11 protein-coding genes and 2 pseudogenes are annotated in these 13,254 nt (G+C 60.8%); 5 read left to right on the forward strand and 8 right to left on the reverse strand.

The window, feature by feature from the left end:
• Window position 1: 1 nt before the first annotated feature.
• The 4 genes and pseudogenes from MF410_RS01885 to MF410_RS01900 all read right to left on the reverse strand — a co-directional run bounded on the left by MF410_RS01885 (window position 2) and on the right by MF410_RS01900 (window position 4,598).
• Window positions 2–1,130 (reverse strand): annotated as a pseudogene (locus tag MF410_RS01885) (ABC transporter permease).
• Window positions 1,127–2,884, reverse strand: coding sequence for an ATP-binding cassette domain-containing protein (locus MF410_RS01890; protein WP_097626348.1), 1,758 nt, complete (start codon window positions 2,882–2,884; stop codon window positions 1,127–1,129). Before MF410_RS01890 ends, MF410_RS01885 begins: the two are co-directional and overlap by 4 nt.
• On the reverse strand, window positions 2,881–3,894 hold the full coding sequence (gene hlyD, locus MF410_RS01895; protein ID WP_097626350.1) for a secretion protein HlyD: 1,014 nt from the start codon (window positions 3,892–3,894) through the stop codon (window positions 2,881–2,883). The genes MF410_RS01890 and hlyD overlap by 4 nt, the downstream gene beginning before the upstream one ends.
• A complete protein-coding gene (locus MF410_RS01900; RefSeq protein WP_239620111.1) occupies window positions 3,891–4,598 on the reverse strand; it encodes a CerR family C-terminal domain-containing protein in 708 nt (235 codons plus the stop codon). Before MF410_RS01900 ends, hlyD begins: the two co-directional genes overlap by 4 nt.
• 301 nt (window positions 4,599–4,899) lie before the next feature.
• Between MF410_RS01900 and MF410_RS01905 the strand changes: the two genes are divergently transcribed.
• Window positions 4,900–5,052, forward strand: coding sequence for a hypothetical protein (locus MF410_RS01905; RefSeq protein WP_003581757.1), 153 nt, complete (start codon window positions 4,900–4,902; stop codon window positions 5,050–5,052).
• Window positions 5,053–5,292: 240 nt separating this feature from the next.
• Window positions 5,293–5,604, forward strand: coding sequence for a hypothetical protein (locus tag MF410_RS01910; RefSeq protein WP_097626354.1), 312 nt, complete (start codon window positions 5,293–5,295; stop codon window positions 5,602–5,604).
• A gap of 47 nt (window positions 5,605–5,651) precedes the next feature.
• Here the strand turns inward: MF410_RS01910 and MF410_RS01915 are convergent, their stop codons facing one another.
• Window positions 5,652–6,668 carry an NAD-dependent epimerase/dehydratase family protein gene (locus tag MF410_RS01915; protein WP_097626356.1) on the reverse strand — a complete coding sequence of 339 codons (1,017 nt, stop codon included), beginning with the start codon at window positions 6,666–6,668 and terminating at the stop codon, window positions 5,652–5,654.
• A gap of 280 nt (window positions 6,669–6,948) precedes the next feature.
• Between MF410_RS01915 and MF410_RS01920 the strand changes: the two genes are divergently transcribed.
• On the forward strand, window positions 6,949–7,905 hold the full coding sequence (locus MF410_RS01920) for an endonuclease/exonuclease/phosphatase family protein (protein ID WP_097626358.1): 957 nt from the start codon (window positions 6,949–6,951) through the stop codon (window positions 7,903–7,905).
• A gap of 14 nt (window positions 7,906–7,919) precedes the next feature.
• On the opposite strand, the gene MF410_RS01925 is transcribed toward MF410_RS01920, so the two are convergent.
• The 3 genes from MF410_RS01925 to MF410_RS01935 all read right to left on the reverse strand — a co-directional run bounded on the left by MF410_RS01925 (window position 7,920) and on the right by MF410_RS01935 (window position 11,243).
• A complete protein-coding gene (locus tag MF410_RS01925) occupies window positions 7,920–8,225 on the reverse strand; it encodes a hypothetical protein (protein WP_003590675.1) in 306 nt (101 codons plus the stop codon).
• Between the two features lie 128 nt (window positions 8,226–8,353).
• A complete protein-coding gene (locus MF410_RS01930; RefSeq protein ID WP_097626360.1) occupies window positions 8,354–9,781 on the reverse strand; it encodes a mannose-1-phosphate guanylyltransferase/mannose-6-phosphate isomerase in 1,428 nt (475 codons plus the stop codon).
• A 37-nt stretch (window positions 9,782–9,818) separates the two neighbouring features.
• Window positions 9,819–11,243, reverse strand: a complete 1,425-nt coding sequence (locus MF410_RS01935) for a phosphomannomutase (RefSeq protein WP_097626362.1) — start codon at window positions 11,241–11,243, stop codon at window positions 9,819–9,821.
• A gap of 234 nt (window positions 11,244–11,477) precedes the next feature.
• Here MF410_RS01935 and ung point away from each other — a divergent pair.
• Window positions 11,478–12,184 (forward strand): annotated as a pseudogene (gene ung / locus MF410_RS01940) (uracil-DNA glycosylase).
• Window positions 12,185–12,314: 130 nt separating this feature from the next.
• The gene (locus MF410_RS01945; protein WP_097626366.1) at window positions 12,315–13,247 is read left to right on the forward strand and encodes a VOC family protein; all 933 of its coding nucleotides are present in this window, start codon (window positions 12,315–12,317) and stop codon (window positions 13,245–13,247) included.
• Window positions 13,248–13,254: the final 7 nt, after the last annotated feature.

Consider the following 13,254-nt stretch of genomic DNA (forward strand, 5'->3'; position numbering starts at 1 on the left):
CTCAGCCGATCCTCTTCCGGGTGCTGCGGGCCGCAAGCACGAACATGACGGCTCCGATCGCCAGCATGACGGCGATTGCCTTTGCGAACATCGGCCAGATATCGCCGGCGAGAAACACTGTCTGTAGGCTGGGGATCAGGTAACGCGCCGGCACGATGAAGGTGATCCACTGGATAATCCTCGGCATGGAATTGATCTCGAACAGGAAGCCCGAGAGCAGGAAGGCCGGCAGGAAGGCTGAGATCAGCGCCAGCTGCGAGGCGAGGAACTGGTTCTTCGTTGCGGTCGAGATCAACAGGCCTTGCCCCAGCGCCGGGATCAGGAAGGCGGCCGAAAGCGCGTAAAGGGCGGCGACGGAGCCGCGGAACGGCACGCCGAAGAGAAAGACCGCGAGTAGCACGCAGAGCGTCATCGAGGTGAGGCCGAGCAGGAAATCAGGGCAGGATCTTGCCGGTGAGCAGTTCGACCGCTGTCACCGGCGTCGCCATCATCGCCTCCATGGTGCCGCGTTCCCATTCGCGGGCGACGACGAGCGAGGTCAGCAGCGTGCCGACGAGCGTCATGACGATGGCGATCGAGCCGGGCACGAGAAAATTGCGGCTCTTGAGCTCCGGATTGAACCAGAAGCGCTGCTCGACCGCGATGGCGGGACTACGGGAGGCGACGTCGGCCTGCCGCTGCTCTTCCCAGTTGGCGACGGCGCCCTGGGCGTAGTTCTGGACGAAATTGGCGGTGTTCGGGTCGGAACCATCAACGATCACCTGGATGGCGGGACGGTTGGCTGCAGTGTAACGCGTGGTGAAATCGGCCGGGATGACGACGATGCCGCGCACCTTGCCGAGTACGAGATCTTCCTCGAACAGTCGCCGGTCGCGGCCCATTGCAACATCGAAATAGCGCGAGGCCTGGAAGCTCGCCGACAGGTCCTGTGTCAGCGGCGTCAGTTCCTCGGTCACGAGGCCGATGCGGGTGCGGGTCGTGTCGAGCGAGACGCCGTAGCCGAAGAGAAAGAGCAGGATCAGCGGCAACACGAAGGCAATGAGGATGCTGCTCGGATCGCGGATCGCCTGGAAACTCTCCTTGCGCACGAGGGCAAAAAGACGCCGACGCCGACCGGAAGAGGCGCTCATGCGGCATCCTCCGCTTCCGATTGTTGCACCAGGGCGATGAAGGCATCCTCCATCGTCGGGTCCGGTTGCTCTCTCGTTGCCACGCGCGCCTTCAATTCATCCGGCGAGCCGAGCGCGATCGAGCGGCCGCGATAGATCAGCGAGATTCGGTCGCAATATTCCGCCTCGTCCATGAAATGCGTGGTGACGAGCACGGTGACGCCCTTTTCGACCAGTGCGTTGATATGCGTCCAGAATTCGCGGCGGGTGATCGGATCGACGCCCGATGTCGGTTCATCGAGGAAGAGAGCGCGCGGTTCGTGCATGACGGCGCAGGCAAGCGCCAGGCGCTGCTTCAGGCCAAGCGGCAGGTCCTTGGCGGGCTCGCGGGCGTGGCGGCCGAAATCGAAAATGCCGGCCATCAGCGCGATTCGTTCGCGCTTGCGCTGCCCACGCAGGCCATAGACACCAGCGAAGAATTCGAGATTCTGCATGACGGTGAGATCGCCGTAAAGCGAGAATTTCTGCGCCATGTAGCCGAGCTGGTTGCGGGCTTTTCCGGCATCGCGGCGAAGGTCGAAGCCGGCGACGCGGCCTTCGCCGCCGGTCGGCTTCAACAGGCCGCAGAGCATCTTGAAGGTGGTGGATTTGCCGGCGCCGTTCGGGCCGAGCAAGCCGAAGATCTCACCGCGGCGGATATCGAAGCTGATATCCTCGGCGGCGGTGAAATCGCCGAAGCGTTTCGTCAAGCTCTTGGCCTCGATCACCGGCCGGTCGCCCTCAGCCGTGAGCGGCTCCTGCGCCTCGGCAAGGCTGGAGCGGCCGCCGGGGCCGCCGCCAAGCATGTCGACGAAGGCATCCTCGAAACGAGGCGGGGCGGGGCTAAGCGATGCGCCATCGCCCGCCTTGCCGATATCGGGCTTTTTGTCCTTGGCGGCCACCAGGCGGATCGCTTCGCCCTGGATCACGCCGTCGATGACGCCATCGGCCTGCAGGAGCTCGGCAAGCACCTGCCGGCGGCGCCCGGCGACATCAGACACCCTGAAGACCCGGTCGTTGACGCGCTCGGTCATCTCCGCGGGTTTTCCCGAGAAGAGCAGCTTTCCCTGGTTCAGCAGCAGGACATGGTCGCAGGCTTCCGCCTCGTCGAGATAGGCGGTCGACCACAGCACGCCGATGCCTTCCTTCGTCAGGTTCTCGACCATCTTCCAGAGGTCGCGGCGCGAGATCGGGTCAACGCCGACGCCGGGCTCGTCGAGCAGCAGCAGGCGTGGCTTCTTCAAAAGCGCACAGGCAAGGCCGAGCTTCTGCTTCATGCCGCCGGAGAGTTTGCCGGCGAGCCTGCCGGTGAAGCGCTTGAGGTCGGTGAAGGTCAGCAGTTCGTCGAAGGCGCCGGCGCGCTCGCTTTTCGGCAGGCCGCGCAGATCGGCATAGAGATCGAGATTTTCCTGCACCGAGAGATCCTCATAGAGGCCGAAGCGCTGCGGCATGTAGCCGATTGCCGCCTGGATGCCGGCGGCGTTCTTCCTGGTGTCGAAGCCGAGAACCTCCACTGTCCCCGCATCGGGCAGCATCAGCCCGGTCATCAGACGGATCAGCGTCGTCTTGCCGGCGCCGTCAGGGCCGACGAGGCCGGTGATCGCACCGCCACCGATGATGCCGGAGACGGCGTCGAGGGCTGCGGGCGCTTCGCCGAAGCGTTTGGTGACGCCGTCGATCCGGACGAGCGGCCTGTCGTCCCGCTCTGTCTGGGGGGCGGTTTCGGCGGCGGTCATCGTCCGTCTGCCGCACGTGTCGGAAGACGCACTGTGACCGGCATGCCCTGGCGCAGATCCGGGCCTGGTTTGTCGATGACGATCCTCAGGCGATAGACGAGATCAGTCCTGAGTTCCGGTGTCTCCACCGATTTCGGGGTGAATTCGGCGACCGGCGAGATGAAGCCGATCGTGCCGTCATACGGCCTGTCAGGCGCCGTATCGGAAGCGACGGAAACCTTCATGCCGGGGTGGATGCGGCCGAGATCGGGCTCGGCGACATAGCTGCGCACCCAGACGGGCTCGGTCAGGGAGAGCACGAAGACGGTATCGGCCGGCGAGACGATGGCTCCATTCTCCCGCACACGCGAGAGGATGACGCCGTCGTTCGGTGCGCGCAGTTCGGTATCGGCAAGCGATGTGCGGGCCGAGGCCAGCGTTGCCTCCGCAGCCTTCAGCTGTGCATCGGCGGCGGCGATATCCTCGACGCGCGAACCTTCCTGCAGCAGTTTCAGCGCCTCGTTGGCGGACTCGGAGCGGGCGGCGGCCATTGCCTTTGCAGCGGTCGCCTGGTCGAGCGTCGCTTCGGAAATCGTGCCCTGCGGACGAAGCTGGCGGGCTCGGTCATAGGCGAGGTTGGCATTTTCGAGATCGGCGAGGCTTTCGTCATAGGCGGCGCGCGCCTGGGCGATCTCGGTTGGGCGGGGACCCGCCTTCAGCTTGTCGAGCGTCGCCCGAAGGGCCGCGGCGTTGGCCTCGCCCGAACGGACGGCGAATTCATAGGGTGCGGCATCGAGCTTCGCCAGCACCGTACCGCTCTTGACAACATCGCCTTCGTCGACGCCGAGTTCGGCGAGGCGGCCGCTGACGCGGAAGCCGAGCGAGACCTGGCGGATATCGACATTGCCGTAAAGGACGAATTCGCGGCGGGTCTCGGGCAGCCAGCCGAACTTTTCAGGCAGGCCGTACCACCAGGCGGCGGCGCCTGCCGCAACGAGGAGAAGGAGGGCGACGAAGACGAGGCGTTTCATGCTACGCCTCCCTTCGTCGATGGACCGAGCATATCGACCAGTTCGGCGGCGAGGCCGCGCAAGGTTTCCACCTGTTTCGGACCAACGGCGTCCCATTCCATCTGGGCAAGCACGGCCGCGTGGGTGACGCGAAACACAAGGATGCTGCCGATAAGGTTGAAGGCGCGCAGGCGCACGTGTTCCGAGGCGGGATCTTCACCCAGGATGGCGCCGATCAGCCGCCGGCCCATCTCGATCATCGGCCGCATGATGCCCTGATAGATCCGTGCGAAGGCTTCGGTCGGCTCCATCTGTTCGCGGATCAGGAAGCGCGCCCAGGATTCCGATTCCTTGCCGACGAAAAGCGTCACCATCGTCTGGAGAATTTCTGTGAGGAACAGACGGGCTTGCGTTTCGCCAAGCCTTTCGCCGGCGGCGTCGAGCGCCATGAGGCGCGTGCCGATGCGCGCTCTCATGTCGCCGACATGGGTATCGATGCGGGCCATCAGATATTCGGCGGTGGCGATATAGAGGCCTTCCTTGCTGCCGAAATAATAGGGGATCGCCTGCAGATTGACGCCGGCGGCTTCGGTCAGCTGCCGTGTCGAGGCGCCGTCAAAACCGTAGCGGCCGAAGACGTCGAGAGCGGCGGCCAACATCTTCTGGCGCGCGGCCTCGGCGCGGGCGGATGCTGGCGGGTTTTGGGTGTCGTGTTCCTGACTCATGACAGTTTTATAACGCCGATCGCGAAATAAGTCAATCGATTGATATATTTTTCGCCAAGCTCGATATATCGGGGATGTCAGCCGCCTGCGGTAAATGTCGGTAAAAAAGCAAAGAGGCCCCTGGCGGAGGGACCTCCGAGGGCTCTCGAGCCTCGGGGTTGGCTGCTAACAGTAGCCAAAATTCGCGCGATACTAATATGTCTGATGCCAAACGCGCGGGGAAAAAGCCCGCCGATTTTTTCTATTTTCGCGGTCATTTTTTGACACAAAACTGCCTTGCTCTTTCCGTATCGCCGATGAGATGCGTATTCAAATTTATATTATTGCGCTGCTCCTGAGCGCCATCATGTGGTCGATCTCGTTCGATGCGGCGCGCGAATCCTATCATGCCGCGCAAAGTGCGGGATTGATGCCCAATCTGCATATCAACAAGAAGCTGGATCGCGTTCTCTAGATTGCGGTCAGCGTCCCTCGTTATTCCGCCGATCTTGCCTTGGCGACCTCGGGGCGTTTCACGTGTGCCCTATCGGGACAGAAAGCCGAATTTCATAAAATTTGACTGATCCGCTTAAAAGCCCTGCAAATACTGATGTGTAGAGTGGTCTCATGAAAGCGACCGAAGCGTGGACAGACGCGTCGATCGTTTGGAGACGGGCAAAGCGAAGCCCGCCGATCCGCAAACGGGGACTTCGACATGCACAAAATTGTTGCCACCATCGCTTTGACTCTGAGCATCACTGCTGCCGGGCCGGCGCTCGCCATCGGCCCCGCCAGCCTCGGCCGCGACCTGATGTACACCTCCGCCATTGGCCATTCGCCGGAAATTCCGTTGACGACACGCGCCGGTTTCGTGCGCCCGGGCGTTCCTTTCGTCCTGCGCAGCCCTGCTGAAATCGGAGGCGAGGGTTATCAGCTCAAGACCTGCTCGCAGAAGCTGACCGTTGTCGTCGACTATGTGTTTTCGAAGGCGGTCGACGCGGTTGCGGCGGTGACGTTTCTCCCCTGATATTCCCGGTTATGGGAACAATTCGGGTCGGCGTTGAGGTAACCCAATTAGGCGTCGAGTTGGCCGCGGACGTCGAGATACCAGTCGACGAAGGCCTTGACGCCGACATCCAAAGTCGTATCCGGCTTGTAACCCGTCAGCGCAACTAGCAGATCGGGGGCCGCGAAGGTGCGCGGCACGTCGCCTTTCTGCATCGCCAGCATCTTGCGGATGGCCGGACGGCCGAGTGCCTTCTCCACCGTTTCGACGAAATCCATCAGGCTGACCGGCTGGCCGCCGCCAATATTGACGACCCGAAAGGGCGCCTGGCGCGAAAGCGTTTCGACAGCCACGTTGTCCAGACGGTTATCCTCACCAGGGGCGATTGCCGACAGCCTGACGATCCCCTCAACGAGATCGTCGATATAGGTGAAGTCACGGCTCATATTGCCTTCGCCGTAGATCTCGATCGGCTGTCCCTCAAGCATGTTCTTGGTGAATTTGAACAACGCCATGTCGGGACGGCCCCACGGCCCGTAAACGGTGAAGAAGCGAAAGGCCGTCGTCGGGATTTTATGCAGATGGGCATAACTGTGCGCCATCAGTTCCATCGATTTCTTCGTCGCCGCATAGATGGTCAGCGGCTCGTCGGCGCGATCGGTCTCGTGAAAGGGAACGGTCGCATTGGCGCCGTAGATCGATGACGTCGAGGCCAGCATCAGGTGACGGATTTCGACGCGCCGGGCGATTTCCATGATGTTCCACGAGCCTTCGACGTTCGATCGAAGATAGGCCTCGGGATTTTCCAGGCTGTATCGCACGCCGGCCTGGGCGGCGAGGTGGATCAGGATGTCCGGCTTGGCCGCGACAACCGCTGCCTCAAGCGCTTCGCGATCTTCGAGCATAGCGATGACCGGTTTGAAGGCCGGGAACTGGGAGAGTGCTGCATGGCGCATCTCCTTGAGCTTGACGTTGTAATAGGGAGTGAGGCCGTCGAAGCCGGTGACCTCGTGGCCTTCCTGCAGCAGGCGCCTGGCCAGATGAAAACCGATGAAGCCGGCCGTCCCGGTAATGAAGTAGCGCATTCCCACCTTCTCTCGGCTCGCTGCCGACGGCAAAAGCCGATTCCGTATCGCGTGACCCCACTTACAAGATAAGAAGACGCCGAGTCGATAGATCTTTGAAAGAGAAGGCGGCAGCGGCCTTTGCTGCGGTTGACGGCATTTTGCCCGCTGCCCTGCAGGATGACGCAGGGCCGCCGGTATCGTCCAAAGCCCGGCCGCGGCCATCGGCCGTTATGCTGCGTTGCAACATCCCGGCCTGCATGTTATGGCCGGCGGGTCGTCTGCAAGCAGGTCAGGATCGATGAGAGAGATAATTTATTGGATTCTCTGCGCGTTTCTGACCGTTGCAATCGCGATCGTATCCTTGCGCTATGTCACGAACTTCTGGCTGCTGTCCTTTCTCTACAGCTTTCAGCTTCACCTCGGTGTCCTCTTTGTTGCCGCCAGCCTTGTGATTCTGGCTGTCAGGCGACAGATTTACGGCTTCGTCCTTCTGTTCGTCTCGCTTCTTCTCATCGCTCACGGCGTCATCATGCTGGGCGAGTTTTCGGAGGGCGGTAGAGGCACGGACAGGCCGCCGCTTTTTCGTCTGATGTCGTTCAACATCGCGATCGACAACTGGAAAAACTCGACTGCCATTACCGACATGGTGATCGCGTCGAATGCCGATGTCGTCAATTTGCTTGAAGCAAAGCCGCTGGCCTTCCATCTGCAGCAATTGTTCAAGGCCTATCCCTATCATATCGGTTGCGACACCGGGAAGGATACGTGCGATACGCTGGTGCTGTCCAAACGCCCATTCCTCAACCAGCAGGTCGTTAGCATGGGCAGTCTGCGGAAAAACAGGCTGGTTATATCGAGCGTCGACTTCGGCGGCGAAACCGTCAATCTGGTATCGGCGCATCTGAGCAAACCATATTTCGACGATTTCCAGATGGCTGAATTGGAAGATCTCGCGAAAACGCTCGGCTCGATCGACGGCCCTGTGGTGCTGTCAGGCGATTTCAACTCTTCGTCGATTGCCCCGAGCATCCAGGCTTTCCTGCGCAAACAGGGACTGAAGACAATCGTGCCCGAACCGGCGACATGGCCGATTGCTGCCGGCTCATTGGGGATCGCCATCGATCACATATTTGCGCGCGCGCCGCTTCATCTGACATCGCTGAAACATCTCGATGACAATCTTGGCTCGAACCATTCCGGTCTGATCGCAGAATTCGTTCTCGACAGGGACGGTGAAACTTCACCGGCAAAATAAGCTGCCGGTCAAAGTCAAAACTTCGTCCTGCCGCCTTTCTTGTCGATCATCTGAAATTTCTCGCCGTCGGTCTTCACACTGACGCAGTCGGTCGACTTATTGGCAAACCGGACGCACACTTGGCCATTGGTTATCTTGTAGCCATTGCTGTTGCCCTGGCGATATTCGTAACCGTTGCTGCTTTCTTTCAGCTCCGACGTGCCCGGCAGGTGCTCGCGGATTTCAGCTTCGCTTGCGGTTCGCATCTTTCCGGCTTCGGCAAACGCCATTGCCGGGGCCATGATTAAAAGAAATCCGGCGAGGGCGGGCAGGATGCGCATCAGGGGATATCTCCGGTCATGTCTCTCGGTGCGTCCATTCTACGAGAAGTCCGATAGAGAATTCAACAGCGATGGCGGTCGCGCCGGAAAAGGCGGCATTGTTTGGGGCCGCCAGTCCGGCGGCGACGTCACGTTCTTCCGAATTCATCGACGATGCGGATGATGTCGTCCTCGCCGAGATAGGAGCCCGTCTGCACCTCGATCAGTTCGAGGAGGATCTTGCCGGGGTTGGCCAGACGATGGACTTCGCCGAGCGGAATATAGACGCTCTCGTTTTCGCGCAGCATCCGCACGGTTTCTCCGACCGTCACCTCGGCGGTTCCCTTGACGACGACCCAGTGTTCGGAGCGATGGTGGTGTTTTTGCAGCGAGAGCTTCTTGCCCGGCGTCACGAAGATACGCTTCACCTGGAAGCGATCGCCGTTGAAGATCGAGGTATAGCCGCCCCAGGGACGATAGGATGTCGGATGGGTTTCGGTGAATTTCGCCGTGGCGGAAGAGGAGGCCAGCATCTTGACCAATTGCCCGACATTCTGGCTGTCTTTGAGCGGTCCGACATAGACGGCGTCCTCGCTGGCGATGACGGCCACATCCTCCATGCCCTGTACTGCAAGATGCACGCCGTGGGTCATGACCAACGAGTTGCGCGTGTTGACGACGGTGGTGTTTGCGGCAGCGACATTGCCGTTGTCATCACGCACGCCAGATTTCCAAACGGCATCCCAGCTTCCCATGTCCGACCATTTGAACGGCGAGGGGACGACAGCGGCCTTGGAGGTCTTTTCCATAATCGCGTAGTCGATTGAGATATCGGGGCTCTTGGCGAAATGGTCGGCGTCGAGACGGGTAAAGTCGAGGTCGCGGCTTGCCTTGGAAACGGCTTTGCTCGCTGCTTTCAGCACATCGGGCGCATATTCCTGCAGCTCGGCGATGAGTTCCTCCACCGGGAACATGAAGATGCCGGAGTTCCAATAGAAGCCGCCGTCGGCAAGCATCTGCTCGGCCCTTTCCAATGCCGGTTTTTCCACAAAACGGCTGACCTTGTGGGCGCCATTTTCAAGCGCATCGCCGATTTCGATATAGCCGTAGCCGGTTGCCGGCTCGGTGGGGCTGATGCCGAAGGTAACGAGCTTGCCGTCGGCTGCAGCATTCCGGGCGATGCGGATGCAATCGAAATAGCTCTTGTCGGCGAGGATCTCGTGATCCGAGGCGAGCATCTGGATGATGGTGTTCTTGCCGAAAAGCTCGGCGGCAAGGGTAGCGGCGGCGGCCACCGCGGCGGCGGTGTTGCGGGCGACCGGCTCAAGCAGCACCGCGGCGAGCGGAATGCCCAGCGTACGGGCCTGCTCGGCGACCAGGAAGCGAAATTCCTCATTGGTGACGATGATCGGGGCTTCATAGAGCTCCGGGTTGGAAACGCGTTCGAGCGTCTCCTGAAACAACGTCTTATTGCCGACGAACTGGATGAACTGTTTCGGGGCGGTGGCACGGGAAAGCGGCCAGAGCCGCGTGCCTTTGCCGCCGGCCATGATCACGGGAACGATTTTCTGCGTCATAGGCGGGTTCCTTGAAAAAAGCTTGTTCGTGGCATGTTCAGCGGGCGTTTGCCCAGTGCATTATTCGGGTGAGCCCAGCCTTCAGCAGATCCAGGGCTGCGGTTTCGCTGCCGGCTTCGACGTAGCAGCGCATTTCGGGCGCATTGCCGGAGGGGCGAAAATGTATGATTCTACCGTCTTTCAGCGTCACGCGAAGTCCGTCTATGTCGGATTTCGCCGCCACCTCGCCGATCGGCTGCAGGAAAGCGGCAAGGTTTTCACCGGAGGCGCGCAGATGCTCCATCAGCGCAGCACTCGTCTCCAACGGAAAATTCTCTAGGCGATCGGCGGCGGCAAAGGGCAGATGGTAGGAGGCGGCAACGGCCGAAAGCGGCTGCCTGCGAAGGGCGGCGAGCGACAGGATTGCAAGCATCGGGAGAAAACAGTCGCGCGTCGGCAAGGCGCGCACGGATCTGCCGTTGATATCGAAAGGGGTTGCGGTCAGCAGCCCGCCATTGGCTTCGAAGCCCATGACATGATCTTTGCTGGCGGCTACGGCCTCTTCCATGCCTGCGATGACGAAAGGCGAACCGACGCGGGTGCGCTTGACAGCGAAAGAGCCAGCGGCCTCGATGCCGGAATTGGAGGTCACGGGCGTCACGACCGTGCCGGCGCCGAGAAAATTGGCTGCGACAAGGCCGAGAAGATCGCCGCGCAGCGGCATGCCGGTTTCGTCTGCCACCAGCGGACGGTCGCCGTCGCCATCGGTCGAGACGATCGCATCGAATTTGTGCTCGGACGCCCAGCGTTTCATTAGCGTGATCGTCTCGTCGGAAACGGCTTCGGTGTCGACGGGAATGAAACTCTCCGAACGTCCAAGAGCAATGATCTCGGCGCCATAATGGGCGAGAACGTCAACCAGCATATCACGGGCGACGGTGCTGTGTTGGTAGACGCCGATCTTCAAGCCGGACAGTGCGCCTTGCGGCAGCAGGTCGGCGTTGCGTTGGAAAAACAGCTGACGGCAGATCGCCTCATGATCTTCGGTTTCAGCCGGGGCCTCTGCAACGGTCTCACCTGTTCGCTCGATCTCGGCCGCCGATGCGGTGATATGAGCCTCGTCCGATTTGTCGATCTCGCCGTCCGGGCGATAGAACTTGATGCCGTTGCGGTCTGCCGGAATATGCGAGCCCGTCACCATCAGGCATGCAGCGTTGCTCTCGAGGCCATAGAGGGCAAGGGCGGGTGTCGGGACATTGCCGCAGTCCAATACCCGGAAGCCGAGTGCGGTGAGTGCGCCGGCACAATTTCCCGAAATATCGGGGCTCGAATCGCGAAAATCGCGGCCGATCAGAATGGCGTCGCCGAGTTGCGCCCTGCCGGTCTGCAGCAGATATCTGCCGAACGCCGTCGCATAAAGCGCAGAGGCGCGTCCCTTGAGATCCACTGAAAGTCCGCGAAGGCCGCTCGTGCCGAATTTCATTTGAAGACATGTCTCCGGTTTATCATAAGGTTCTACTCAGGCTGCCAGCCGGCGTAAATACCAAAGCCGTCATATAGTTAAACACGGACGGCCGTGCCTCGGACAGCCATCGCAACCTTCTTTCGCCAATTCTATCTGCCTGGACCCATTGCCGAGCCGACAGGCATTGCAGCGTAGATCGATTTTGTTAGAACCGTGTGTCCGTTGTTTCGGCATATGCGAAGGGTTTGCTGGATGAGCGATACATCAGTCAGTCTCGAAGAGAGCTGGAAAGCCGCCTTGGCTGGGGAGTTCTCAAGCCCCTATATGCAGCAGCTCAAATCCTTTCTTGTCGCGCAGAAGCAGGGCGGTAAGCGCATTTTCCCCGGGGCAGTGAATATTTCCGCGCCCTCGACCTGACGCCGATCTTCAGCGTCAAGGTCGTCATTCTCGGGCAGGATCCCTATCACGGGCTGGGGCAGGCCCATGGGCTGTGTTTCAGCGTGCGGCCGGGCGTGCGCATCCCGCCCTCGCTCATCAATATCTATAAGGAGATGCAGACGGATCTTGGCATAGCGCCGGCGCGTCACGGTTTTCTCGAACATTGGGCAAGGCAGGGCGTGCTGCTGCTGAACAGCGTGCTGACTGTCGAGGAAGGGCAGGCGGCCGCCCATCAGGGCAAGGGGTGGGAGCGCTTCACCGACGCCGTCATCCGCAAAGTCAACGACGAGTGCGAAGCCGTCGTTTTCATGCTCTGGGGCTCCTATGCCCAGCGCAAGGCGGCTTTTGTCGATACGACGCGGCATCTCGTGCTCAGGGCGCCGCATCCTTCGCCGCTTTCGGCCCATAACGGATTTTTCGGCTGCGGGCATTTTTCGAAGGCGAATGATTTCCTGCAGTCGCGCGGGCGGTCCCCGATCGATTGGCAGTTGCCGGCCGATCCCGAAGATGTCGAGGTGTGAACGCAAGCCGGTGTTCGTTCACTAAAAGAAGACAATGCGTTTTGGTCTGGGGGTCTGTTCCCCGGAGTTTCAGCGCGCATCTTAGCCCCATCGAAAGCCTGCAAATTGCAGACAAGAAAAGGGGTCTCACATGCTCGATCAAATCAAGGGTCTGCACCACGTCACGTCGATGGCGGAGGACGCCCGAACCAACAATCAGTTCTTCACCAATGCGCTTGGACTGCGCCGCGTCAAGAAGACTGTCAATTTCGACGCGCCTGATGTCTATCACCTCTATTATGGCGACGAGACCGGTGCGCCCGGCACTGTCATGACCTATTTCCCGTTCCCGCAGATGGCGCAGGGCCGTCCCGGCACCGGGGAGGTCGGCACGACGGTGTTCTCCGTTCCGCAAGGCTCGCTCGGCTTCTGGAGCGATCGTTTCAGCGCGTTGAATATTGGCGGGCTGAAGGCCGAGGAAAGTTTCGGCGAGAAGCGCCTGAACTTTTCGGGTCCTGACGGTGACGGCTTTGCGCTGGTCGAGGTCAAGGACGATGCGCGTATGGCCTGGACCCATGGCGGCATCAGCGAAGACCACGCCATCCGCGGCTTCCATTCCGTGGCGATGCGGCTCAGGGATGAAGGCGCCACCGCCGAACTCCTGAGGTTCATGGGCTACGAGGTCGCCGAGGAACGGGATGGGGTCAAGCGGCTGATCAAGCCTGACGGCAACGGCGCGCATCTCATCGATCTCGAGACTATGCCGAACATTGCCCGCGCGCTTCCCGGTGCTGGCTCCGTTCACCACGTCGCCTTCGCCGTCGAAAACCGCGAGAAGCAGCTCGAAGTGCGTAAGGCGCTGATGGACACCGGCTATCAGGTGACCCCGGTGATCGACCGCGATTATTTCTGGGCGATCTATTTCCGCACGCCGGGCGGCGTGCTGTTCGAGGTCGCGACCAATGAGCCGGGGTTCAACCGCGACGAGGATACGGCCCATCTCGGCGAAGCCCTGAAGCTGCCCCAGCAGCACGCCCATCTTCGCGCGTTGCTCGAGCAGCACCTGCAGCCGCTCGAAGCGTAAGGAGAGG

This window comes from Rhizobium sp. C104, from assembly GCF_022354505.1.
GTDB lineage: Bacteria > Pseudomonadota > Alphaproteobacteria > Rhizobiales > Rhizobiaceae > Rhizobium > Rhizobium redzepovicii.

Excerpts from the sequence above, each read along its gene's own strand:
- MF410_RS01890 (WP_097626348.1), bottom strand. The coding sequence starts at position 2,884 with ATGACCGCCGCCGAAACCGCCCCCCAGACAGAGCGGGACGACAGGCCG.
- hlyD (WP_097626350.1), bottom strand. The coding sequence starts at position 3,894 with ATGAAACGCCTCGTCTTCGTCGCCCTCCTTCTCCTCGTTGCGGCAGGC.
- MF410_RS01900 (WP_239620111.1), bottom strand. The coding sequence starts at position 4,598 with ATGAGTCAGGAACACGACACCCAAAACCCGCCAGCATCCGCCCGCGCC.
- MF410_RS01905 (WP_003581757.1), top strand. The coding sequence starts at position 4,900 with ATGCGTATTCAAATTTATATTATTGCGCTGCTCCTGAGCGCCATCATG.
- MF410_RS01910 (WP_097626354.1), top strand. The coding sequence starts at position 5,293 with ATGCACAAAATTGTTGCCACCATCGCTTTGACTCTGAGCATCACTGCT.
- MF410_RS01915 (WP_097626356.1), bottom strand. The coding sequence starts at position 6,668 with ATGCGCTACTTCATTACCGGGACGGCCGGCTTCATCGGTTTTCATCTG.
- MF410_RS01920 (WP_097626358.1), top strand. The coding sequence starts at position 6,949 with ATGAGAGAGATAATTTATTGGATTCTCTGCGCGTTTCTGACCGTTGCA.
- MF410_RS01925 (WP_003590675.1), bottom strand. The coding sequence starts at position 8,225 with ATGCGCATCCTGCCCGCCCTCGCCGGATTTCTTTTAATCATGGCCCCG.
- MF410_RS01930 (WP_097626360.1), bottom strand. The coding sequence starts at position 9,781 with ATGACGCAGAAAATCGTTCCCGTGATCATGGCCGGCGGCAAAGGCACG.
- MF410_RS01935 (WP_097626362.1), bottom strand. The coding sequence starts at position 11,243 with ATGAAATTCGGCACGAGCGGCCTTCGCGGACTTTCAGTGGATCTCAAG.
- MF410_RS01945 (WP_097626366.1), top strand. The coding sequence starts at position 12,315 with ATGCTCGATCAAATCAAGGGTCTGCACCACGTCACGTCGATGGCGGAG.